The following is a 22,352-nucleotide window of genomic DNA, read 5'->3' on the forward strand; positions in this document are numbered from 1 at the left end:
TTATTATAACTCTAATAAATTATTTGACTAACTCTATTGTTTGTGTTGGGAAGGCAAATTCAATTTTATGGGCTTCAAAAGATTCCATTATCTTGAAATTGATACTATCAACTATATTGAAATAATTTGAAGTGTCTGTAACCCAGTATATTACCATTATATTTTTAGAAAAATCACCAAACTCTGTAAAATTAATCATAATCTTCTCTTTTGAGGTGCCTTCTTCTGAAACAATGGCATCTTTTATAAGTTCTTTAGCTTTTTTAATTTTCTGAGAGTTCATATTATAAGTAAGTCCAATTGTCATTTTCATTCTTCTTGCCCAGCGCCTAGAAATATTCTCTACTTCATTTTGGGTGAATTTAGAGTTTGGAATGTAAATAAATGAACCTTCAAAAGTTTCAATTTGCGTTGTCCGTATACCAATTTCTCTTACAAATCCTTCGTAATCTCCAATTTTTATCCAATCTCCTAGTGAAAAAGGCTTATCAAGTAAGACTGTAGTTGACCCAAATAAATTACTGATAAGATCTTTTGAAGCAAGAGCAAATGCAAGCCCACCAATTCCTAAACCAGCAAGCATCGGCCCAATTTCAATTCCAAATTCATCCAATATTGTTATAATTGCTATTCCAAAAACTATCACACTAATAATTTTTCTAATTATTGGCAAGAGATGATCATCTAAATCAGTTTTAGTTTTTTGCGTTATAGGAAGAAGATAGTTCTCAATCAAAGAATCTAAAAATCTTGATATAAACCAAGCAATGTTTAAAGTTATAATCATGTAAAGAATATGACCATAGTATGTGGGGATTAGGGGATAATTAGGAAATGATAAAAATCCCCATCCGACTCTCAATCCTAGAATTACAATAAATATGAGGAGCGGTTCCTCCACCATATCGACCAAGATATCATCAAATTTAGTTTGCGTTTTCTTTGTAAATCTTCTTAGAAGAGTCTTTGAAAAATAATACAAGATTTTTCCAACGATTACAAAACCAGCAGTAATTAAAAAGAAGATTAAATAAGAAACAATCGTATTATCAAAGTAAGTTTGTGAGAGCAGAGAAGTTATGTCCATTTTATCCACCTAGCGCTTAAAGTCAGGAAAGTTAATCATTTATAAATATAACGACTAACTATAGATTTGCATTGAAGAGGTATGCAGAGATGTAGACCTCAATTAAAGCTGCAATTATCAACATGGGAACTATTATTGCAAAAAGTTTAAGCCCATTTCTTATGTTATCTCTTAAAGATTCAGACCTTGATTTACCCAAGGGGGGCGAAATAATTTCTTTTCCAAGTCTAAATCCTTGTGATGCCGCTATCAAGATTGCAGGGATTTCTATAATTCCATGTGGCAATATTCCCATTAAAAAGACTAAAGGTGTTCCCCCTTCTGCAATGAATTTTCCATATAAGAGTCCCAATACAGTTCCATTTCCCCATAAAGACATGAAAGGAAAAAATCCGATGAAAACTCCAAGCATCATTATCAAAAAAGATGTTCTTGTATTCACGAAAAATATTGTATAGAATAATTCAAAAGAGGTCATTTCCTTCAAAGGCCCAAACATATCTTGAAATTCTTTTAGGAATGTATCAATTACTTGGGGATTGTTATTCAATAAAACTTTAAAAATATAAAATCCTGAAATAGATCCTAAGAGAAATAATCCCAATGACAATAACATCAAATTATTATTTTTCCTTATTGTTTGAAATACTTCATTTTTGTAAAAAGAAGTTATTTTTTCTTTTGTGCCTTCCATGATAATATCCTCTTTGTAATAATCATGAGCAATAATGCCCCTAATAGAAGTCCAAGACCAAGTATTATTTTAAATATATTGTATTTTTCTATAGCTCTTTCAGAGTATCTTTGAGACTCTGTGGCTATTGAGATTGCATCAGAGTATTTCCCTCTATTGAAAAGTTTTTTTGAATCAGTTAAAAGCTCTTCTGCTTTCTGGACATCGGCTTCATAAAATAGTGTCTTCTCTGCTTCTTTTAATTTACTTTCTGCGGTATCAATTTCAATCTTAGCCCTTTGCATATCTCCTTGACCAAAATTTTCAAGTATCTCAATGGCTTTATTGATCAGTTCTATTCTTTTATTAAGATTATTCTCTTTTTCGGCTTGAGTTAAATAATAAACTCCTTCGTCAAATACAGCTTGATCTGAAGCTGCAACGCCTTTGCTTTTCGCCTCGCTTTCTAAATTTTTTGCTTTCTGAAGTTTTTCCTTGAAATCATCATCAATAGAACTCATTTGAGATTCAAAAATAGTTACTGCTTGAAAAATAGATACATACGCTTCTCGGTATAAACCAAAAGAGTATTGATTTTGTGCTTGTTGAATTAAGGAATTAATCGTGTTAGTTTCAGTTGGTTTAATTTCAGAAAATCCATTATTATTCATAGAATCAAAATATGGTAAAAATGAATTGATTTCTTCATCGTAATATTCTTTGTATTGGAGTCTCTGGTCAATAAGATCAGAATTTTCTGCGGCAAAATCAAATAGATTCAAAGTAAAAAGGGCATTATCTTCTTGAATTACATATTCATCTTCGAAAATTGATTTGTCGCCTATAAGCAATATAATTCCAGTTCCATATTTAATATATCCAGAAACGGGAGGTCGTTCTCCCTTTTTGTAAGTTTCAAATTCATCGTAATTCTTAGAATAAGAAGTGATATTACTTTTTAATTCTCCATCATATGTTCCTTTGAGGCTTGAACCACTTACATATAATATTTTAGAAACGCCTTTTGAAGGAGGATAACTGTTGTCTCCTATTATCAAAACGTTAGTATTATAATTCAAATTACTTGAATCATCATATACTCTGTCTACATTAAATTCGATTTTTAAAGATGAAAGAAGTCTATTAATCTGTGATATTGAACTTGCTTCAGTAAAATCTTCGGCTATAATTACTAAAGATCCTCCTGAAGTTACAAAATCAAGAATCTTGGGGATCTCTTCTGAAGGAATGCCTTTGTCAGGGGATATTATGGCAATGACTCTGTAAGAAGAAATATCTTGTGGAATCTGTTGAACTTTAGTAATATTATAATTGGCTTTAAGTGAATCTTCAATTTTTCCTAGGCTTTTTCCATAAAACAAAATATTTTCTTTTTGAGCTAAAGCTATTGGAGAAAATAAAGATAGTAGAATAATGCCAAATACAGGTATTACCAAAATCTTTTTCATAAATCTTAATATGGCAGAAAGTATTTAAATTTTTGGAGTTATTTCAAATTATGAGAATGCTATCTTTATTCTCTGGTGGAAAAGACTCTCTTTATGCAGCATATCTTGCAATTAAAGAAGGTCACGAAGTTGTATATCTTCTATCTCTAGAGTCAGAAAGAGACGATTCATACATGTTTCACGTCCCCAACATCTCTTTGACATCTTTTCAAGCCGAGGCTATGGGTATACCTTTGATAAGAAAAGGGGTCAAAGGTGAAAAGGAAAAGGAAGTAGTAGAATTACACAATATAATTGGTGAATTTGTAAGAAATAAAGAAATAGACGGAATAATAACTGGTGCAATTGAATCGAATTATCAGAGAGAGAGGATACAAAAGATTGCTGACCATTACGGGATATTCCACTATGCCCCTTTGTGGAAAACAGACACTAACAGCTATATGGAATCTCTAATTGATAATGATTTTAAAGCTGTTATTGTATCGATTTCCGCACTTGGACTTGATGAATCTTATCTTGGAAAAGTTATTGATCGAGAAATACTAGCTAAATTGAATATTTTAAACAAGAAATATGGTGTGCATATTGCTGGTGAAGGAGGAGAATACGAAACTTTTGTTATAGACGCCCCCATATTCAAAAAGAAACTTGTAATAGAAAAATCAAGAAAAATAGTAGAAAATTTAAATGGGACCTTATGGATAGATTCAGTTGCTCTTAAAGACAAATCATAGAACTATTCTTGTCCCACAACTTTCTGGATTTATTAGAGCTTGAAGGATGACATGTTTTGTCTTACCATTTATTACATGAACTTCTCCTACGCCTTCTTTTAACGCAGAAATAGAAGAGGTTACTTTAGGAATCATGCCCCCCGATATCTTCCCAGTTTGGATCATGTCATCTGCATCTTTTTCAGTTAAAAGTGGAATCCTTGTTGATGAATCGTTTGGATCAAGGTATATTCCATCTACATCAGTAATTAACAACAGTTTTTCTGCGCCCATAGCTGCTGCAATAGAATAGGCAAATTCATCAGCATTTACGTTGTATCCTCCGTTATCACCCTCCCCTATGGGAGAAATAACAGGTATGTAACCTTCGTCAACTAGAGCCCACAGTAGCCAAGTATTAACACAATTGATGTCCCCAACAAAACCGAGATCTACCCCGTCAACACTCTTTTTAGATGCTTTTACTATGCTGCCATCTCTACCTGAAAGACCAACTGCAGATTCACCTTCATTATTAATCAAAGTTACAAGTTCTCTATTAACTGATCCATGGAGAACCATCTCAACAACTTTCATTGCGTCCTTTTCAGTTATCCTAAGTCCTTTGTAGAATTCAGACTTGATTCCTAGCTTATCGAGCATTGAAGTTATTTCAGGCCCCCCACCATGAACAATAACGGGCGATGCGCCAAGAGATTTAACAAGAGAGATATCTTTAGCAAAGGCCATTTTTAGTTCTTCGTCCTTCATTGCGTGACCGCCATATTTTATCACGACTAATTTGTCCTTTAATTCTTTTATATCTTCTAGATTATTGTAAAGATCATCAAACATTTATACACCTCATGGATAAAGAGGAACTACCTTAAGCCCTTCTTTTTCATCAAAACCCATCATTATATTCATGTTTTGAACGGCTTGTCCTGAAGCGCCTTTAACAAGATTGTCAATTGCTGAAACTGCAATTACCCTACCTGTTCTCTTATCTGATTTAATTCCTATATCACAGAAATTAGAACCAGAAACTGCCTTGGTCTGTGGGAATTTGCCTTCGTCCAAAACTCTAACAAATGGACAGTCCTTGTAGAATTCATGGTAAAGATCAATGACTTCTTTTGTTTCCATAAACTCGTTGAAAGTCATATAGATTGTTGTAAGTATTCCTCTATTTATTGGAACAAGATGCGGAGTAAATGACAGATTTACCTTACCGCCAAAAAGTTTTTCCATCTCCTGCTGAATCTCAGGTGAATGTCTGTGGGTTGCTATTCCGTAAGCTGAAAAGTTTTCATTAGCTTCTGGGAAATGAGTATTGTTAGTAAGTTTTTTACCTGCGCCTGAAACTCCGGACTTTGAGTCAGCAATTACATCAGCCTTAACAATTTTATTTTTCAAAAGAGGCGCTGATCCTAAAATTGCACTAGTTGGGTAACATCCTGGATTTGAAATTAGTTTTGCTTTTTTTATTTTTTCTTTGTATAATTCAGGTAATCCAAAAACAGCTTTTTTATTTAGTTCAGGATCTGTATGTTTTATTTTATACCATTCTTCATACACTGCTAAATCATCGAATCTGAAATCTCCACTCAAATCGATTAAGTTAACGTTTTCATTAATGGAATAGATTTTTGAGATAATCTCATTTGACGCCCCATGCGGCAACGCTGCAAAGATAATATCAGATTCATCTATTATCTTGTTCATGTCCAAAGCTACATAACTCTGGTCAACTAATCCAAAGAGACCTGGATGAACATCGGAAACCTTCTTGCCTGCATAACTTTCTGATGTCAAGGCCCCTATTTCGATATTTTTGTGATTTAAAAGAAGCCTTAACAACTCTCCGCCCGTATATCCTGTAGCCCCAATAATACTAGCTATCATGATTAAAACTAGATGCAATTTGCTTTTAAGGTTTAATACCGAAATTATTAAATATAATTTTCACTAAGTAGAGGGTATGGTAAAAGTTACTTCTGGTGTTTCAAAGATTAAATTATCGGGTATAGAAGAAATGAATGAGCTTGCTAAAAAAGTTGAAGGTCTTATTAATATGGGCCAGGGAAAACCTGTTTTTAAGACACCTCTTCCTGTAATAAACGCTGCAAAAAAAGCTCTTGATGAAGGACATACCAAATATACCCTATCGCGTGGGATTGAGGAATTAAGGGTGGCTCTTGCAAACAAAATGAGAGATTACAATAAAATTGATGCAACGCCTGAAGAGATACTTGTAACGGTCGGGGTAAGTGAAGGCATATCAATTTCTCTTCTTAGCTATGCAGAAAAAGGGGACAAAGTCATTATTCCAACGCCGTCACATCCTTTTTTTAGGATAATGGCAGGATTTGTTGGGGCAGATATTGTGGAAGTTCCTTGCAAAGAGGGCGATTTCTCTCTTGATATTGAAGCTATTGAAGATTTAGTAGATGACAAAACAAAAGCTATGTTAATTAATGTACCAAATAATCCCACGGGTAAAATATACGATGGGATGCAACTAAAGAAACTACAACGAATGGCAGTTAACCAAGATTTTCTTGTAATATCCGATGAAATATATGATTACATTGTTTTTGAAAAAAAGCATGAAAGTATTGCAAAATATGGAAAGGAGAATATAGTAACTTTATCAGGATTTTCAAAGGCCTACTCTATGACAGGATGGAGGATAGGTTATATGCATTCAACTGAAGATATAATCAATAACATCCTGCCCATACACAATAGTCTAGTTGTAAGTGCTCCAGACTTTATCCAAGTAGCTGCACTAAAGGCAGTAAATGATGAAACTTCCTTAAATTTTGTGAAAGCAACAACTGAAGAATACAAGAAAAGAAGAGATTTTGTTGTTAAGAGATTAAACGAGATTGGACTTCCTTCAAATCTCCCTGAAGGTGCATATTATGCATTCTCAGATGTTTCATCTTATAGAATGGATTCGTTGGGCTTTGCAAAGTTCTTATTGAAGGTCGCAAAGGTATTATGTGTGCCAGGGATTTCTTTTGGAAAAGATTGGGATGGGTATGTAAGATTTTCATTTGCTGATGTTCCTCAGAGTGACCTAGCTGAGGCGATGGACAGAATTGAAAAAGTAATGAAGAGGATTTGATTTTATGGATTTTAAGTCATTTCTTGACAAAAAAAATGTAATTGCTATAGTAGGGGCATCTGACAATAGAGACAAATATGGGAATATAATCTTTAGGGATTTACGAGATGCTGGCTACAAAGTAATTCCCGTAAATCCAAATGCTGATATTGTAGAAGGTGAAAAGTGTTATCACTCTCTTTCAGAGATACCTATCAAAATAGATGTTGTTGATACAGTAGTTCCCCCTCATATAACAGAACAAATAGTAAAAGAATGCAAAAAAATAGGTATAACTAAAGTCTGGATGCAACCAGGATCTGAATCTGAAGAAGCCATAATATTCTGCAAAGATAATGGAATAGAAGTAATCTACGAAAACTGCATCATGGCTCAAAGAAGATTTTTAGAGGCTGAACAGAGTAGAAAATCGAATTAAAAATATTTATAAATCGATTATTAAATTAATCTTTATGAAAAAGTATGTTATATCTTTAATTATATTATTGTTGACCTTGAATTTAGTTTCAGCTGAAAAAACTATATTGGTTGATAAATATCACGATACCGATAACTGGTGGGGAGATCCTCAAGGTACAGGTAGCATATTATTTCAAGAGTTATCTGCCATGGGATTCAATAATAAAGTCCTTAATGACCCTTTTTCTCAGGATACCTTGAATGGTAGCGATATTGTAGTTCTGTGGAATCCAAACAATCCTCTAGACGATAGTGAGATCACTGCTCTTGTAAAATACGTTGAAGGTGGGGGGAGTATACTTGTTCTTGGCTCTCATGAGGCGGATATGATTGAACCTACCAGAGAATCTATCAACTCACTTCTAGGGCACTTTGACATTAGAATAATGAAGAATGGAACAGACGATCCTACAAACAGAAAAGGTTGCAGCTGCACTCCAATTATCCACAATTTATCAAAACATCCAACAACTGAAGGAATTAATTCCATTATTCTTTACAAGCCAGCGTCTCTTGAGATCAAAAACAAGGCTATTGCAATTGCAAGAGGTGACAATGATACTTTCTCTATTGGTAGTGAGCCTATTGGGGGAGAAAATGTAATAGTAGTTGCAGTTTCTCAAAAAGGAAGTGGGAAAGTAGCAGTAATAGGAAGTTCATTTATTTTTGATAATGGAAAGATAGGGGATATGGATAACAAGGTATTTGCAAAGAATCTCTTCACATGGCTTGGGGACACTTCTAATCAATCTATCCCATCTTGGGCATTATACCTCTCTTTAGTAATAATAATATTCGCTGCATACATTATATACTTAAAAAAGAAAAACACCGAAAAACAAGATTGATCTAATGGAACATAAAGATAGTTATCTGGGTGCATCTTATACATTTCTTGCCGTGATTTTATGGAGCTTCATAGGTATACCTGTAAGGTGGATACCTGAAGTAAATTCTGGGATGATAGTTGCGTATAGATTTCTCTTCGCGTCATTAGTTTTATTGGTCTACGGCATAGCTACAAAAAAATCATCAAATATCAAAATAAAGCCCAAAGACATCCCTTACCTAGTAGTGCCTGCAATATTACTTTCATTTACAATTTATACATATACAATAGGACTTAAAACAACTACTATAGCAAACACGGTCTTTTTGCAGCAGATGGCCCCACTTTATGTTCTTATCATATCGGCATTACTACTAAAAGAAAAAGCGTCAAGGAAAACTGCTGTTGCTGTATTGATTGGTATTACTGGCGGATTTATTATTTTTTATTATGATCTTTCTTCGATGAGTGTAACTACAAACTTCTATGGAAACGTGATGTCAACTTTTTCGGGATTTGGATGGGCCCTATACACAATAAGCATAAGGGCACTTGGAAAAAAGTATGATGGCCTCACAACTACGCTCTGGATGTTTATCTTTGCAACTATAATTATGTCACCATTTTTCTATGGCTCTGAGATACTTACACCATTTTCTATTTTAATGTTATTTATACTAGGATTCCTATGCACTGCTGGAGCATTTCTACTTTATAGCATTGCATTAAAACATATTATCGCAACAAAAGCCTCTGTGATAGTGTTGGCGGAAGGTGTTTTAGCAGGCATCCTTGCCTATGTAATACTTAGAGAAACAGTTACTCAAGGCACAATAATTGGAGGGGCATTGATCTTAATTGCTATAACGATAATTATAAGAGAAAAATAGATTATTTTTTAAGAAAATTAATGGCTCTTTTATATCCCTCGTTGTTCTTTAGGGGCATTGTTGCATCTATTCCCATCTTCGCTGTTGTGCCGTCACCTTTAACGGAAGGATCAAGGCTTGACCCTGCGGCATTGTTAACAATCAACAGATCTTTATCTGCTTGAAATCTAGTTGCAATGGCCCACTCTACGTCAGTATCGGAATAAATGTCAATATCTTCATCGACTATGACAACTCTCTTCATTGAGGGGTGGGAGGCAAGTGCAGCCATTATGGCATTCTTTCCATCTCCTTCTTTTTGTTTTTTGATTGATACAACTCCGTGAAGCCAGCAGTCGCCACCCTCAGTCAATCTGACACCGTATACCTTTGGAACAACTTTTGATACGCCCTCATATATTATAGGCTCTCTTGGCATGCCCATCAAAAGAAAATGTTCATATCCTCCTGGCATGAGTGCATGGAAAAATGCATTTTTTGCTTGATATACCTTTTCTATCTTTACAATAGGCTGCTTTCTAACAAAATCATAAGTTCCAGTTATATCAACAAATGGACCTTCGTCTCCTTCTTCAAGAGTTATCTTTCCACAGAAAACAAACTGAGATGAGGTTGGAACATCTATCCCATTTTGAAATCTATAAGCAGTAAGCTCGCTACCAATTCCCATTTTCTTCAATGAATTTGCAATTTCAAGCTCATTTATTCCATAGGATATTGACATCGCAGCGGGCAATAGAACATAAGGAGGAAGGCCGATGACTAGGACTATTTCTAAATCCTTGCCCTTTGATTTTGCCTCGTTATACATTGCAAAAAGATGTCTGGGAACTATTCTAATTGTAAAAGTATCTTTTCCTGTTACCATCATCCTGTGAAAAGACATGTTTCTATTACCTTTTTCATCTTTTACAAAAACAACACCTGACGTAACGTAAGGGCCTCCATCTTGGGGGTAATGATATTGAATTGGAATTTTTCTAAGATCAAAATTTTTAATCTCATTTTCAAGAAAAGGGGCTTTATTAACAGTTTTATAGGGCGTGGGCTTATCCATTGCTTCTTTCAATGAAAAAAGTAGCTTTGACTTATCCAATTTAAGATAATTTGCTACTCGATCTCTAGTAGACCATATATTACAAAAAACATCATACCCCATATCCCTGAATTGCAATATCTTAGTAGGATTGTCATGAACTATCTTAGCCATCTCGTATTTTTCTAGCTCTCCATCAATTTTGATAAAATCCTTTTCATGAGCGATAAATTCTCTAATATACATAAAAGCACCTAGAATATCACGGGTTAAAAAGGATAAAAGCCTTTCTCATGAATTCATCCAGTCTGATAAAGTTTTCTGTCTGTGTTTAAATCCCAATATTTTACTCTTTTCCCTATATTTCTCAAAAGGCAATGATAAAATTTCTGAAGCTTTTCTCAGGACTTCTTCTTCAGTATCAAAAGAATCAGGCTTTTTTTGTAAAGCATTTCTTGTTATCTCTCTTACCCTCCAAACACCAACTGGAGTATGGTAAGAAGGATGGACCTCCATGAATACAAGAGCCCCTGCTTGTCTTCTGCTTTCAAAGAGATGCTCAGTTACTGAAAATCTTGCAGCATAGTATGCGCCTGCAGTAAGCGATGCATACTCCTTCCTTCCATCAAATAATTCATAGTCAGATATAACATTTGGAGAAAGTGAACTTTCTAAGAATAATGAGCCGGGCAGCCAACACTCAAGAAACTCATAACACCACATAGAAGGGAATAGAATAACTACAAATCTATTTCCGACGTCTTCGTCATGATATATTTCAAATTTATTTATTTCTGGAGAAGATTTTACCTTCTTTAAGTGAAATTTAGAAAGAGAATCATCGGTCGCCGTAATACTCCATCTGGTGGGCACTAGTTTTCTATTTTTTTGCTCTCCCAATAGTCCTGCTGACAATAGTTTTGAAATATGGGATACAGGAATGTCTTTGTCATAAAGTAAAGATATTCCTTTTGATGCTTTGATATCATCAGAATTAATCTTGTCCACAACTCTTGGAACTTTTGGATTTTCTGATATTTTAAAGCTTTCAACAAAACCAGAAGGGCCGGTAGGTGGAGAAAACTGGGAGAATTCAAGTCCGAAGTGAGGAGTTTTCTTTAAAACTAGTTCAACATCTACGGGTTTTTTTGACATCACGATTTCTTGACTTTTTTCTAAATACCCTTTAGGGTTTTTAGCATCTGAGACCTTCACAAATTCCTTTGATCTTACAAGAAGAGATCTAAACTTTATAATTTCATCAAGTTCTTTACCATGCCAGCCTTCTGGGAGGTCGAATATTTCTGTGTTTTCATGAACTGGTGGAACTAATGGCCCAACTAGAACTTTTGGATAGTTCCAATCCCCCACAAAAAATGCAGAAGGGGAAGCGCCAAAAATATCCTTATTGATTAAAGGAACTATTGCTTCTCTTATCCTTTTCTTTTCAATTATTGGACAGATATCTCTACCACAGAGTTTTTTATGGCCCCTGCAAATGGTGCAAAGATTAGTTTTTGGGGCATGCATGTCCAAAATAGAGAAGTTAGTTATTTATGATTATTGGAATAACATATAGAGATTTTTATAATAAATATAAGAAAATTTAGGAAAAACAAAGTTTTATAAATATAATAATAAAATGACTAAAAAAAGAAGGGATTTTATGTCAGATGTCGTACTACCTTTTTCTGATGTGAAAGAAAATTGTTTTAAATCAGTTGGAAACAAAGCCTTGAACTTAGCATTGTTAAAATCAGAAGGATTTCAAGTACCTTATGGTTTTGTTGTTACTACGGAGGCTTATGAGAAATTCATTGATGATAATAAGTTTGAAGAAAAAATATCTGAACTTCTGAAAACTACAAAGTTTGACTATAAAAAAAGCATTGTTGCAACTTCAAAAAACATCCAGGGGCTTATTTTATCTGGAGAAATTGATGATTCTATTTCAAAGGAAATAGAAAAAATACTATCAAAAAATAAAAAAATAGAGCTTTGGGCTGTACGTTCATCTGCACTTGCAGAAGACCTTGCAGAGGCCTCTTTTGCAGGACAACAGGATTCATTTCTTAATATAAAATCAAAAGAAGTTATAGAGAATATCAAACTTTGCTGGGCATCTTACTGGAATGAGCGAGCCATTAGTTACAGACACAACGCAAATATTCCCCATCTTGAAGGAGGAATAGCAGTAGTCGTTCAGAGTATGGTAAATGCAAAAGCAGCTGGAGTCATGTTCACTGCGGATCCAATAACTGGAGATAAGGAAAGGATAGTGATTGAGTCAAGCTGGGGTCTCGGAGAGGCCATAGTTTCTGGAATAGTAAGTCCAGATATGTTTACTTTAGAAAAGAAATCTAAAGAGATAATTGAACGAAAGATAAGTAACAAGACAAAAGGCATATATCTTTCTGACAAGGGAAGTGTTTCTTCAGAAATCGACACCTCGAAAAAAATACTTCCTTCACTAAATGACGAAGAGATAATATATCTAGCAAATCTAGGAGAAAAAATTGAATCATATTTTAAATCTCCTCAAGACATAGAATGGGCAGTTTCGGAAGAGGGAATATTTATCCTCCAGTCTAGAGGGATTACAACTATCGAAAAGGATCAGACACTTTGGACAAGAGGATATTCTGATGAGTACTGGGCCGATGTAACATCACCCCTATTTTTCTCTCTACTTGGGGAAAATCTATCAAAATATGTCTTCAAAGAAGGCGCCAAAATAATGGGCTATAAGGAGCTTAGAGATAAAGACCTCTTAAGATTACATAAAGGACATGTTTACTTTAATGCCCAAGCGCTTGAAGATGTTTTTACATATAATCCCAAAATTGGAAGGACAAAAGAGTTACTAAATTACTTCCCAAAAAATGAGCAGGAGCGAATTGCAAACGCTGATGCAAAGCTATTCAAGAGAATCCTCGCAGAGGTTAGAGTTGCAATTTTAGACCCTGATGGAAAAATATCTTCTACCGATGGTGCATATCTAAGGTGGGCAAACGACTATTTATCGTATATTAAAGAGTTTGACAAGATTGATTTAAGGAATTTAACTGACGAAGAGCTGCACGATGAGTTTGTCAAATTAAGAGAGAAATTCCTAAAGCACAATAGGCTTATCCGGTATGGAATGGTTACGCATAGCATAGGTTCAAATCTGATTCTTAAGAGGTGGCTCACAGAGTGGTTGGGCGATAAATCTGGAGTTTTATATTCTAAATTGATAACAGGGCTTCCGGATAACAAGACCATTGTGACAAATATTGCAATGGCAAAGCTTGCAAATGAGGCAAAGAAAAATAAGAAAGTAAGTCAATTAATTAAAAGATTGTCTTCATCAGAATTTTTAGAACAGCTTGATACAGATGAAGAATTAAAGGAATTTTCGTATAAGTTCAATGAATTTATGAGCGATTATGGTCACAGATCACACACCAGGGAGATATATTATCCAAGGTGGATAGATGACCCTTCACTTGTGACTGAAGTTTTGAAAAGCCTTATTGATTCAACTGAAGTTGATTTAGAAGAAGTCGAAAGGAGAAAAAGGGAAGAAAGACTGAAAGCTGAAGTAGAGATTGTTGATGCTGTTTCAAAAACAAAAAATGGTTTTATTAAAAAGCCAATTTTCGCCAAAGTTTTAAACTACGCACAAAGATACCTGATTTTCAGGGAAAATCAAAGATTCTACCTTGACCATGAATTAACAAGAGAAAGAAGGCTCTTTATGGAATACGGAAGAAGATTTTTAGAAAGAGGCATTATTGATTCAGAGATGGACATATTCTTCTTTTCCAAAGAAGAGATCTTTGACATCTCTAAAGGCGAACTAATAATTGACAAAGATACTATAACTAAGAGAAAGGAAGAGTTTGAAAAATATAAGAATGTTCTTCCACCAAAGTTTTTGAAAGGCAATGTCGAATTTGACGATACTGTAGAGGTCCAAGATAATCTAGTTAAAGTAACTGGGACCTCATCAAGCCCTGGAATAGCAACTGGGATTATAAGGGTCGTTGAGTCTATAAGGGAGTTGCCTGAAGTAAAGGATGAAGAGATTCTAGTAACGTCTAATACTGATCCGGGGTGGACACCAGTATTTTCCAAGATAGGCGGTCTTATCACTGAAACAGGCGGAATATTGTCTCACGGAGCAGTTGTATCAAGAGAATATGGAATCCCTGCAGTAACAGCTGTAAGCAACGCAACTAAGATATTTAAGAATGGTCAAAAAGTGAAGATTGACGGTAATGAAGGCGTAATCTACTTGATGGAGGAATCCTAATGGATACTGATGTAATACACGAAAAAAAAGATCACGTTGAATGGAATGAGAGCTTTTACTTTAGTTTCTATGATAAAACAAATGACATATGTGCATTTATGAGAATTGGTCTTAAACCAAATAAGCCATTAAAGAATATGTTCTGCTTTTTTATGCTCCCCGACGGATCATATATAGGGCTCAAAGATGATGACAAATATGATAGTGATGTCCTATCTGCTAAGAATTTGACTTTTAATAAAATTCAGCCTGAAAAGAAATGGAATCTTAGATTTGACGGAAAGCTATTAGACTTCTCTAGCAAAAAACCAGTTGATGTTTCTTTTAACTTTGATTTTGAGTCTTTGAACAATATCTTTGATTATAGGGATTGTGTAAGTGGATTTAAAGAAAAAATATCTCAATCAGTTGCATCTGAGCACCTAGAACAGTTTGGTAAAGCAACTGGGGACCTAAAGATAGACGAGAAAAAATACAGGATTTTCGGACTTGGAGAAAGGGATCACTCATGGGGCATTAGAGATTGGAATGCTCCAAAGATGTGGATATGGTTAACATGCCAGTTCTCTGAAGATACCGCACTGAATGTAACAAAGCTAGTAGTTTCTGAAGGAGAAGTTGATGCAGGTTTTGTCCATATTGAAGAGGAAAATCTACCCATAATGAAAGCTACAATAAATACAAATTACAATCAAGATGGAAGCCCTAATTCATTTAAGATGGAACTAACAGACAAAAAAGGAGATCTGCACAAAGTCAATGCAAAGATAATAAAGAATGTAAAGCTTCCATTTACAAGCGGAGATGGAAAGAAGCAATCAATTATGCATGAAACTTTAACTGAATACGAGATGAATGGAAAGACAGGTTACGGTATAGCAGAGTATCTGATAAGAGACTTTTGATATGAAAATATATCTACTAAGTTAGAAAATATACTTTAAAAATATTTTTCTTAATTCTAAATAATCAATAACAGTAAAATTTAAGTATAAATCAATTCTATTAACATTACCACAGGTCGAAACTTCGCTTAACTCAACTGTTAAGGTATGTTTCTTGTTTCAGATGCTGAAGATACATAGGTAGAAAGGGCTTGTCTCTTGTTACTTTTGTGTTTGTGAGTATCTGGATTAAAGAAACTGTCTGAGTATGGTCGAAATACTTAATCAAACGTAAGTTTGGAGGCCTTTAGAAGAAGCATTTTATGTTTCTTTTGAAACCTTGTAGAGACCGTTTCGAGACGTCGAGACATTCAGAGATACTTTGTACGGAAGGATAAGCGAGGCGACAAACTGTTTTTCTTTTTTTATTAAAGCATGGAAATAAAGATATTTTTGATTCCAGTTGCAAGGAAGTTTATGGCTATTGCACCGAGTAGTAATCCCATTATACGGGTAAATACTAGAGTAACAGTGACGCCCAAAATCTTACTAAGCGGGCTAGAAAATCTAAACATCAAAAATGTGATTGCAAAAGTTACCAATATTGCTAGGATTGCGACTAGTTTAAGTTCAACTGTTGGAACGGATCTTATTACTACAATAACTGTTGTGATGGTTCCAGGCCCAGTAAGTAGAGGCATTGCAACTGGGAAAACTGAGATATCTTCCCTATCTTTTGCATCCTTTCTTTCTTCTTCAGTGAAGCTTTCTCTTGAAGTTTTTGCATAGACCATGTCAAGCGCCACTTTAAAAAGAATAATTCCTCCTGCAACTCTCAAACTATCGACTGTGATGCCAAAGAACTGTAATATTAATTCACCACTTATAGCAAATATAACTGCAAGTAAACATCCTATTAGAACTGACCTTGCCCCCAATCGTATTCTTTCTTTGTGGTCTTTCTCAGATGTCAAAGACATAAATGTAAACATGGCCCCAACTGGATTTACAATGACAAATATAGAGGTCAATGCATACATAAAAAAGGCAAGAGCGACCATGAAATTAAGAGATAGAAGTATTTTATAAATATTCTGTTTTTAAAATTAAATAAAATAAAAAATAAATTAAATTATTCCTGATCCGAATAGCACTGCAAAGATGATTGCAAGTGTATTCATTACTTTGATCAGTGGGTTTATTGCAGGTCCTGCTGTGTCCTTTGATGGGTCACCTACAGTGTCACCTACAACTGCTGCAGCGTGTGCTGGGCTTCCCTTTCCGCCAAGATTTCCATCTTCAATATACTTCTTAGCGTTGTCCCATGCACCCCCACCAGTTGCAAGCATCAAAGCCAATAGGAATCCAGACAATATGCTTCCTATTAACATTCCACCCAATGCAATCTTTCCAAGCAAGAATCCGACTAGTAATGGTGAAAGAACAGCTATTATTCCTGGAAGCACCAGTTCCTTTAAAGATGCACGTGTGACAATATCGACACACCTTGCATAATCAGGCTCAGTCTTTCCTTCCATGATACCTTTGATTTCCCTAAACTGTCTTCTGACTTCTTCAACTATTGAAAATGCTGCTTTCCCTACTGCCTTCATGCAAAGAGATGAGAATAGGAAAGGTATCAATGCACCAAGGAATAATCCCACGATGACTTTTTCATCAGATAGGCTGAATATGATCTCTTGGCCTACTGAGAATCTTGCAATTTCATCGACATATGCAGCAAATAAGGTGAGTGATGCCAAAGCTGCGGATCCTATAGCAAATGCCTTAGTGACTGCTTTTGTTGTGTTACCAACTGAGTCTAGGGCGTCTGTTGTCTTTCTGATTTCATCTGGGAGGTGTGCCATCTCGGCAATTCCACCGGCGTTGTCTGTAATTGGGCCGTAGCTGTCAAGAGCAACTACTATCGCTGTCAAGGATATCATTGACATGGCCGCTATTGCTATTCCGTAAAGACCGGCTAAAGAGTGTGAAATTAATATTCCTGCACATATTACTAATACTGGCATGAATGTTGATTCCATTCCGACTGCAAGCCCTGTGATAATATTTACTGCTGCACCGGATTGGGATGAGTATGCAATGCTTTTAACAGGCCTGTATGGCTTTGCTGTGTAGTACTCCGTAATAAAGAACATCAAAAGTGCAATTACTATTCCAACAACCGTAGTTAAAAATAATGCGATGTCAAGCTTAAGGTATGTTACTGTAACAAAATAGAATCCGACTAAAGAGATTACTGCTGAAGCGATAACACCTTTGTAAAGGGTCTTCATGATGTTTCCCTCTCCCCTTACGAAAAATGATCCAAGAATAGAACCTATTATACCTATTGCACCAAGAATCAATGGATAGACTGTATAGATATCTTTCCCAAGAGCAACTCCTAATAGCATTGCTCCTATAGCTGTGACTGCATATGTTTCGAATAAATCTGCTCCCATACCTGCGCAATCACCGACGTTGTCACCGACGTTGTCTGCTATTACAGCAGGGTTTCTTGGGTCGTCCTCAGGTATGCCCTGCTCAACTTTTCCGATTAAGTCAGCGCCTACATCTGCAGCCTTAGTGTATATTCCACCACCAATTCTTGCAAATAAGGATATCAAGCAACCTCCAAATCCAAATCCAATTATTAGGGCAGGATCCCTATAGAAATAGTAGAATGCACTAACACCCAATAGTGCTAGACCTGCAACCGTCATTCCAGTTACAGCGCCCCCTTGGAATGAGAGTCTCAATGCCTTTGAAACTCCATCTTTAGCTATTGCGGCAACTCTGACATTAGCTCTTGTTGATATGCTCATGCCGATAAATCCAGCTAGAGCACTGAAAACTGCACCAACAACAAATGTAAGGGTAGTTTCTATATTAATGAATATACCAAAAACAACTGCTAAGATTGCTGCAATAACTGCTATAGTTGTATATTCTCTTCTCAGAAATGCCATGGCCCCTTTGTAAACGGCATTTGAAATTTTAAGCATGTTCTTATCTGTGACTTTGTATGACAGAACAACTTTTGCCAATAAAAGACCATAGATAATACCAACTATTCCCATTAGAATAGCTATTAAAGTAAAGTCCATCTTTTTAACCTCCTTTTTTATCTGGTCAAAGGAGATTTATATTTAAGTATTGTGGTTAAATTAGAAGAAAAAAGAATTAGAAAAAGAGAAATTATTACCTCATTTTAAGAAGTTCTTGGTATGTTGCATTAGCTTCGTCTTTTACTAGATAGTATTGGCCCAGATATTCGTCTCCTTTCTGAAATTCTCCTTTTGCATTTAAATCATGATTTTCAATGTCATCCTTTATTGTTGGATTAGAAAGATTTGCATCAGTTGCATAATAGTACATTACAGCACCTACAGATTCAGTTGCGCTCTTATATCTCCCTATATTATTTGCAAGTAATTGTTGTGACGATCTTAAAGTAATTACAAGTTCATTTGCTTTAGATTTTGCTTCGTCACCCTTTATATCTTTCACAGTTTCAAAAAGTTCAGTTATTTGAGAGGAATAAGTAGTGTTTTTATTGGCAATTTCATCCAATAAAAGGACTTCAGATTGAAGCATTGAAAGAACGTATTTATGGTCGACATTTTGAGTTTCTCTATTCTTAGTAACGTAATCAATTCTTTTTGTCTGCTGATCCCAGTAAGAGTTATATATTGTGTCTATTTCTTTTTGGGTCGTTTCTATTTTACCGTATGACTCAAAAAATTTATCGGGTATTTGAGTCTGGCTAACACACATTGCTAGTGAGCAAACTAAAAGTAGTGCTCCAATTACTAAAAACTTTCTATTCATGCCTATCACTATTCTTAGAATCGGGGGGCTATTTTTAAAGTTTATGTCTAATATTTATAAGTCGAGTAAGAAAGCTTTAAAAATAAGAGTTGTGACCTATTTCAAAGGAGGAATTACATGGGTGACAAAAAACAAGTTGAGGTCAGGACTTTACGTGAAGGTGGATTCATTTTAATCGATGATGAGCCATGTAAAATTATTAAGATTCAAACTTCTTCTCCTGGAAAACATGGATCAGCCAAAGCTAGGATTGAAGCTTTTGGAGTTTATGATGATAAGAGAAGAACTGTTGTAAAACCGACTTCTGATAAGGTCTTTGTACCTATAATCGATAAGAAAAGCGGCCTAGTCAATGCTGTAATGAGTGAAAAGATCCAGCTTATGGACATGGAAAGTTATGAAACTTTCGAGATTCCATTACCTAGTGAATTTTCTGCTGAAGAGATTGAGGGTAAAGAAGTTGAATATCACGAGACAATGGGCCGAATAAAAATTGCAAGAATAAAGGGATAATTTTTTTATAAAATTTAAAAATTAAAAAAATAAATTTTTAATTTATTTATCTCAACTGAGATACTAACTGCTGAGCAGCGAGTCTTGTTTCTTCTCTGTTTGCACCAGCAACTATTAAGACATCATAGCCTCTGCCGAATGGGTCTGCTATCCATTCCCACTCACCAGGTGATGTTGCCCAGTCAACTGTTGATGCGCCCATGTTACCAAGATCTCTTACAATGCTATTGTATACTGGTCCACCGACAAGAACTAAGTTCTTTTGAAGTGATGCAGTGTTGATTTCAATGTCAAGCTTTATGAGCTCAATTGGATCAATGTTAACACTCTTTGTGTATGTGATTGACTGTGCTGTGTCAACTGTTGTCTGAGAAATCTTAATCTTTGCACCATCGGTATCAGTTGTACTGCTGTTTGTATGCCCAAAGTATACTCCTGGTTGGGGATTATTTCCAGCGCCAACCCCATAGTAACCAAGTAATTGAGTGTATCCTGCACTTGTTGCTCCATTCAATGTCATGTTTGCTCTTCCGTAGTCTATATCTTGGATTGTAACTGAGAAGTAGTTCTCTGGACCGTTGACTGTAAATTCTGTTTCACAGTCTGGTATATCAATGTTGTCACAAAGCTGGAGTTCCAATGTATCGAAGTTTGCATCAGGACATGGCGTATTGCACTTTGGTGCTGGTTGCCATAGAACGAATGCTTCAGGAATGTAAACATCTTCTTCACCTGGTGCAACGGGGGCTAATCCATCTTCCCAAGAATACCACCCTATGGTTCCTGATCCTACATTAGACCCGTTAGCATCATAGGATACTTTTCTCCATCCACCAGTTATTGCAAGACCGTAGTCGTTTGGTGTTGTGACGAATGGATCACAGCATCCTTTGTCTTCAAACCATCCAAAGTCTTCAACTGCATAGATGTTGAACTCTGCTAGGTATGTACCATCTGCACCGACAAATGTCTTAATACCGTCAAGTGCAAAAGCAGTGTATTTGAAAAGATCGTATGACTTTCCATCTTTTTCCTTTGATTTGGTGATCTTGACCATATACGGGTCGTATTCGTTTCTTCTTGTTGGATTAGATGTGAATGAACCCTGGCCACCGTAAACGGCACAGTCTGGGCAGCATGCGAAACAGTCTTCCAAAGAGTCCATGACCATTATGAAGCTAAATGGTGAAGCTAGTTCAGGACCTTCAACCGTTATAAAAGCCTTGTTTTCGTAGATGTTTACATCAGATAGATTTATTGTCCATCCATGGAAGGAGTAAGCATCTCCTACTTTCATGATCTTTTCTTTTTCACCATATGGTTTACCATATACAAAGTATGCACCGAGGTACCCATTGTCACCTAAGTCAGTGTTAAATGTTGCACCGGCAAACATTGGGGTGTACATCTTATTTAGGAACTTAATCTGAGGAAGATATCCTTTTATTGCTGTGTCAAAGTCGACCATTCCGTCACACTTTGTTACACCACAGATGTTCTGACCATTTTCAAGTAGAGGATATCTGATTTCTGCTGTCCTGTAAATAATACCTGAAGCAGAACCTCTGTCCCCTCTTAGATCTGCAAGACCATCGGGTGTGTTCTCTATATCTGCAAGGATTACCTGAATTTCTTCATGTGGTTCCATAGCTGTACCTGTTCCACCAAATAGATAGTCACAGTCATCTGTTGCATTGTATCTTGCTGCTACGCTTGTTGGATCTGCAACGTTAACCCATGCCTTTGTTGTGAAGAATGCGTATCCATCAAAGTCCCATGTGGTATCCCCATTATCATAGCTACCCCCTGCATAGGAGGACATGAGTCCACCAGTTTTAACTATAGGAAATGTTGGATCCCCCGCATTTGTTGTTTTTGTTGAAACTAAATAGTATTTTCTTGAAGTGTTCAAACTTCTATAGTATATCCTATCCTTTGAATCCCAGTCTTTTGGAGAGCTTGAGAACCAAAGTGTGTTTAATTCCTTTGCTACAATATCCCCTGCTGTATTTCTGATTTCCCTTGGCATAGCTATAGCTACGGAGATATCATACACAGAGCTTGGGTACTGGTCATATGCAGTTTCCCAGAATTGAGTTGAATAAAGCTCATAGTCTGTGTACCACTTTGCAGTCAATAGAGTTCCGTCAGAACAAGTTGTAGCGTTATATTCTTCAAAGTTTAATCCGCCACTTGCTTTTGCCAACCTATCGAAAGAGTAGTTGTACTCCATCATGTAGTCAAAAGTAGCACTTGCAGATCTAGTAACAGTCTTTGTTTCTTCAACTGTAGCCATGTTTCCAACTGCTGCAGCGATTAAAGACCCAGAAACTACATCAGATGCGTTAGCTGTTGCACCAACGGCAATGACGACGTCTGGTTCCCCTGTAATTGGATCAATGAAAAAGCTTTTTGGTGGAACTGACGCTGCTGACGCTGCTCCTGCTAATGTTGCTCCTAACATTAGGGCTCCCGTTAAAGCAGCCCCTAACATTTTTATTCTCATATTATTTCACCTCTATTGCTAAACAA

General features: G+C 35.8%; 19 protein-coding genes. 8 read left to right on the forward strand and 11 right to left on the reverse strand.

The features are described from left to right. Nucleotides 1–19: 19 nt before the first annotated feature. The 3 genes from HPY60_00780 to HPY60_00790 are packed head-to-tail and all read right to left on the reverse strand — an operon-like array spanning nucleotide 20 to nucleotide 3,229. Complete coding sequence (locus tag HPY60_00780) at nucleotides 20–1,087, reverse strand: mechanosensitive ion channel family protein (GenBank protein ID NPV49719.1); 1,068 nt, start codon at nucleotides 1,085–1,087, stop codon at nucleotides 20–22. A gap of 58 nt (nucleotides 1,088–1,145) precedes the next feature. Next, entirely contained in the window at nucleotides 1,146–1,781 is a 636-nt protein-coding gene (locus HPY60_00785; protein ID NPV49720.1) for a stage II sporulation protein M, read from the reverse strand. Further along, nucleotides 1,757–3,229 carry a hypothetical protein gene (locus tag HPY60_00790; GenBank protein ID NPV49721.1) on the reverse strand — a complete coding sequence of 491 codons (1,473 nt, stop codon included), beginning with the start codon at nucleotides 3,227–3,229 and terminating at the stop codon, nucleotides 1,757–1,759. The genes HPY60_00785 and HPY60_00790 overlap by 25 nt, the downstream gene beginning before the upstream one ends. 50 nt (nucleotides 3,230–3,279) lie before the next feature. On the opposite strand from HPY60_00790, the gene HPY60_00795 reads away from it, so the two are divergent. Further along, nucleotides 3,280–3,966, forward strand: coding sequence for a TIGR00289 family protein (locus tag HPY60_00795; GenBank protein ID NPV49722.1), 687 nt, complete (start codon nucleotides 3,280–3,282; stop codon nucleotides 3,964–3,966). Here HPY60_00795 and argB read toward each other — a convergent pair. Continuing rightward, entirely contained in the window at nucleotides 3,961–4,800 is an 840-nt protein-coding gene (gene argB / locus HPY60_00800) for an acetylglutamate kinase (protein NPV49723.1), read from the reverse strand. The genes HPY60_00795 and argB overlap by 6 nt on opposite strands. A 9-nt stretch (nucleotides 4,801–4,809) precedes the next feature. After that, nucleotides 4,810–5,853: an N-acetyl-gamma-glutamyl-phosphate reductase gene (locus HPY60_00805; GenBank protein ID NPV49724.1), complete on the reverse strand. Its 1,044-nt coding sequence runs from the start codon at nucleotides 5,851–5,853 to the stop codon at nucleotides 4,810–4,812. A gap of 73 nt (nucleotides 5,854–5,926) precedes the next feature. Here HPY60_00805 and HPY60_00810 point away from each other — a divergent pair, with 73 nt between their 5' ends. The 4 genes from HPY60_00810 to HPY60_00825 are packed head-to-tail and all read left to right on the forward strand — an operon-like array spanning nucleotide 5,927 to nucleotide 9,256. Next, nucleotides 5,927–7,078 carry an aminotransferase class I/II-fold pyridoxal phosphate-dependent enzyme gene (locus HPY60_00810; GenBank protein ID NPV49725.1) on the forward strand — a complete coding sequence of 384 codons (1,152 nt, stop codon included), beginning with the start codon at nucleotides 5,927–5,929 and terminating at the stop codon, nucleotides 7,076–7,078. A gap of 4 nt (nucleotides 7,079–7,082) precedes the next feature. Continuing rightward, nucleotides 7,083–7,496, forward strand: a complete 414-nt coding sequence (locus tag HPY60_00815; protein NPV49726.1) for a CoA-binding protein — start codon at nucleotides 7,083–7,085, stop codon at nucleotides 7,494–7,496. 34 nt (nucleotides 7,497–7,530) lie between these two features. Next, nucleotides 7,531–8,385: a hypothetical protein gene (locus HPY60_00820; GenBank protein ID NPV49727.1), complete on the forward strand. Its 855-nt coding sequence runs from the start codon at nucleotides 7,531–7,533 to the stop codon at nucleotides 8,383–8,385. Between the two features lie 4 nt (nucleotides 8,386–8,389). After that, nucleotides 8,390–9,256 carry an EamA family transporter gene (locus HPY60_00825; GenBank protein ID NPV49728.1) on the forward strand — a complete coding sequence of 289 codons (867 nt, stop codon included), beginning with the start codon at nucleotides 8,390–8,392 and terminating at the stop codon, nucleotides 9,254–9,256. Nucleotide 9,257: 1 nt separating this feature from the next. On the opposite strand, the gene HPY60_00830 is transcribed toward HPY60_00825, so the two are convergent. Both HPY60_00830 and HPY60_00835 read right to left on the reverse strand, forming a co-directional pair. After that, nucleotides 9,258–10,538: a UbiD family decarboxylase gene (locus HPY60_00830; protein NPV49729.1), complete on the reverse strand. Its 1,281-nt coding sequence runs from the start codon at nucleotides 10,536–10,538 to the stop codon at nucleotides 9,258–9,260. A 45-nt stretch (nucleotides 10,539–10,583) separates the two neighbouring features. Further along, nucleotides 10,584–11,822: a hypothetical protein gene (locus HPY60_00835; protein NPV49730.1), complete on the reverse strand. Its 1,239-nt coding sequence runs from the start codon at nucleotides 11,820–11,822 to the stop codon at nucleotides 10,584–10,586. A 136-nt stretch (nucleotides 11,823–11,958) separates the two neighbouring features. Here HPY60_00835 and HPY60_00840 point away from each other — a divergent pair, with 136 nt between their 5' ends. Next, nucleotides 11,959–14,589 (forward strand): phosphoenolpyruvate protein kinase, encoded by a 2,631-nt coding sequence (locus HPY60_00840; GenBank protein NPV49731.1) that lies wholly within the window; start codon nucleotides 11,959–11,961, stop codon nucleotides 14,587–14,589. Further along, nucleotides 14,589–15,494, forward strand: a complete 906-nt coding sequence (locus HPY60_00845; protein NPV49732.1) for a hypothetical protein — start codon at nucleotides 14,589–14,591, stop codon at nucleotides 15,492–15,494. The genes HPY60_00840 and HPY60_00845 overlap by 1 nt, the downstream gene beginning before the upstream one ends. 407 nt (nucleotides 15,495–15,901) lie before the next feature. On the opposite strand, the gene HPY60_00850 is transcribed toward HPY60_00845, so the two are convergent. From HPY60_00850 to HPY60_00860, 3 genes are all read right to left on the reverse strand, one after another. Next, on the reverse strand, nucleotides 15,902–16,534 hold the full coding sequence (locus tag HPY60_00850; protein NPV49733.1) for an NAAT family transporter: 633 nt from the start codon (nucleotides 16,532–16,534) through the stop codon (nucleotides 15,902–15,904). A 66-nt stretch (nucleotides 16,535–16,600) separates the two neighbouring features. Next, nucleotides 16,601–18,583, reverse strand: coding sequence for a sodium-translocating pyrophosphatase (locus tag HPY60_00855; GenBank protein NPV49734.1), 1,983 nt, complete (start codon nucleotides 18,581–18,583; stop codon nucleotides 16,601–16,603). A 94-nt stretch (nucleotides 18,584–18,677) separates the two neighbouring features. Then, nucleotides 18,678–19,307 carry a hypothetical protein gene (locus HPY60_00860; protein NPV49735.1) on the reverse strand — a complete coding sequence of 210 codons (630 nt, stop codon included), beginning with the start codon at nucleotides 19,305–19,307 and terminating at the stop codon, nucleotides 18,678–18,680. Between the two features lie 117 nt (nucleotides 19,308–19,424). Between HPY60_00860 and HPY60_00865 the strand changes: the two genes are divergently transcribed. Next, a complete protein-coding gene (locus HPY60_00865) occupies nucleotides 19,425–19,820 on the forward strand; it encodes a translation initiation factor IF-5A (protein ID NPV49736.1) in 396 nt (131 codons plus the stop codon). 46 nt (nucleotides 19,821–19,866) lie between these two features. On the opposite strand, the gene HPY60_00870 is transcribed toward HPY60_00865, so the two are convergent. Continuing rightward, nucleotides 19,867–22,326, reverse strand: a complete 2,460-nt coding sequence (locus HPY60_00870; GenBank protein NPV49737.1) for an S-layer protein — start codon at nucleotides 22,324–22,326, stop codon at nucleotides 19,867–19,869. Nucleotides 22,327–22,352: the final 26 nt, after the last annotated feature.

Origin of the sequence: Methanofastidiosum sp., assembly GCA_013178285.1 — an archaeon.
Classification (GTDB): Archaea; Methanobacteriota_B; Thermococci; order Methanofastidiosales; family Methanofastidiosaceae; genus Methanofastidiosum.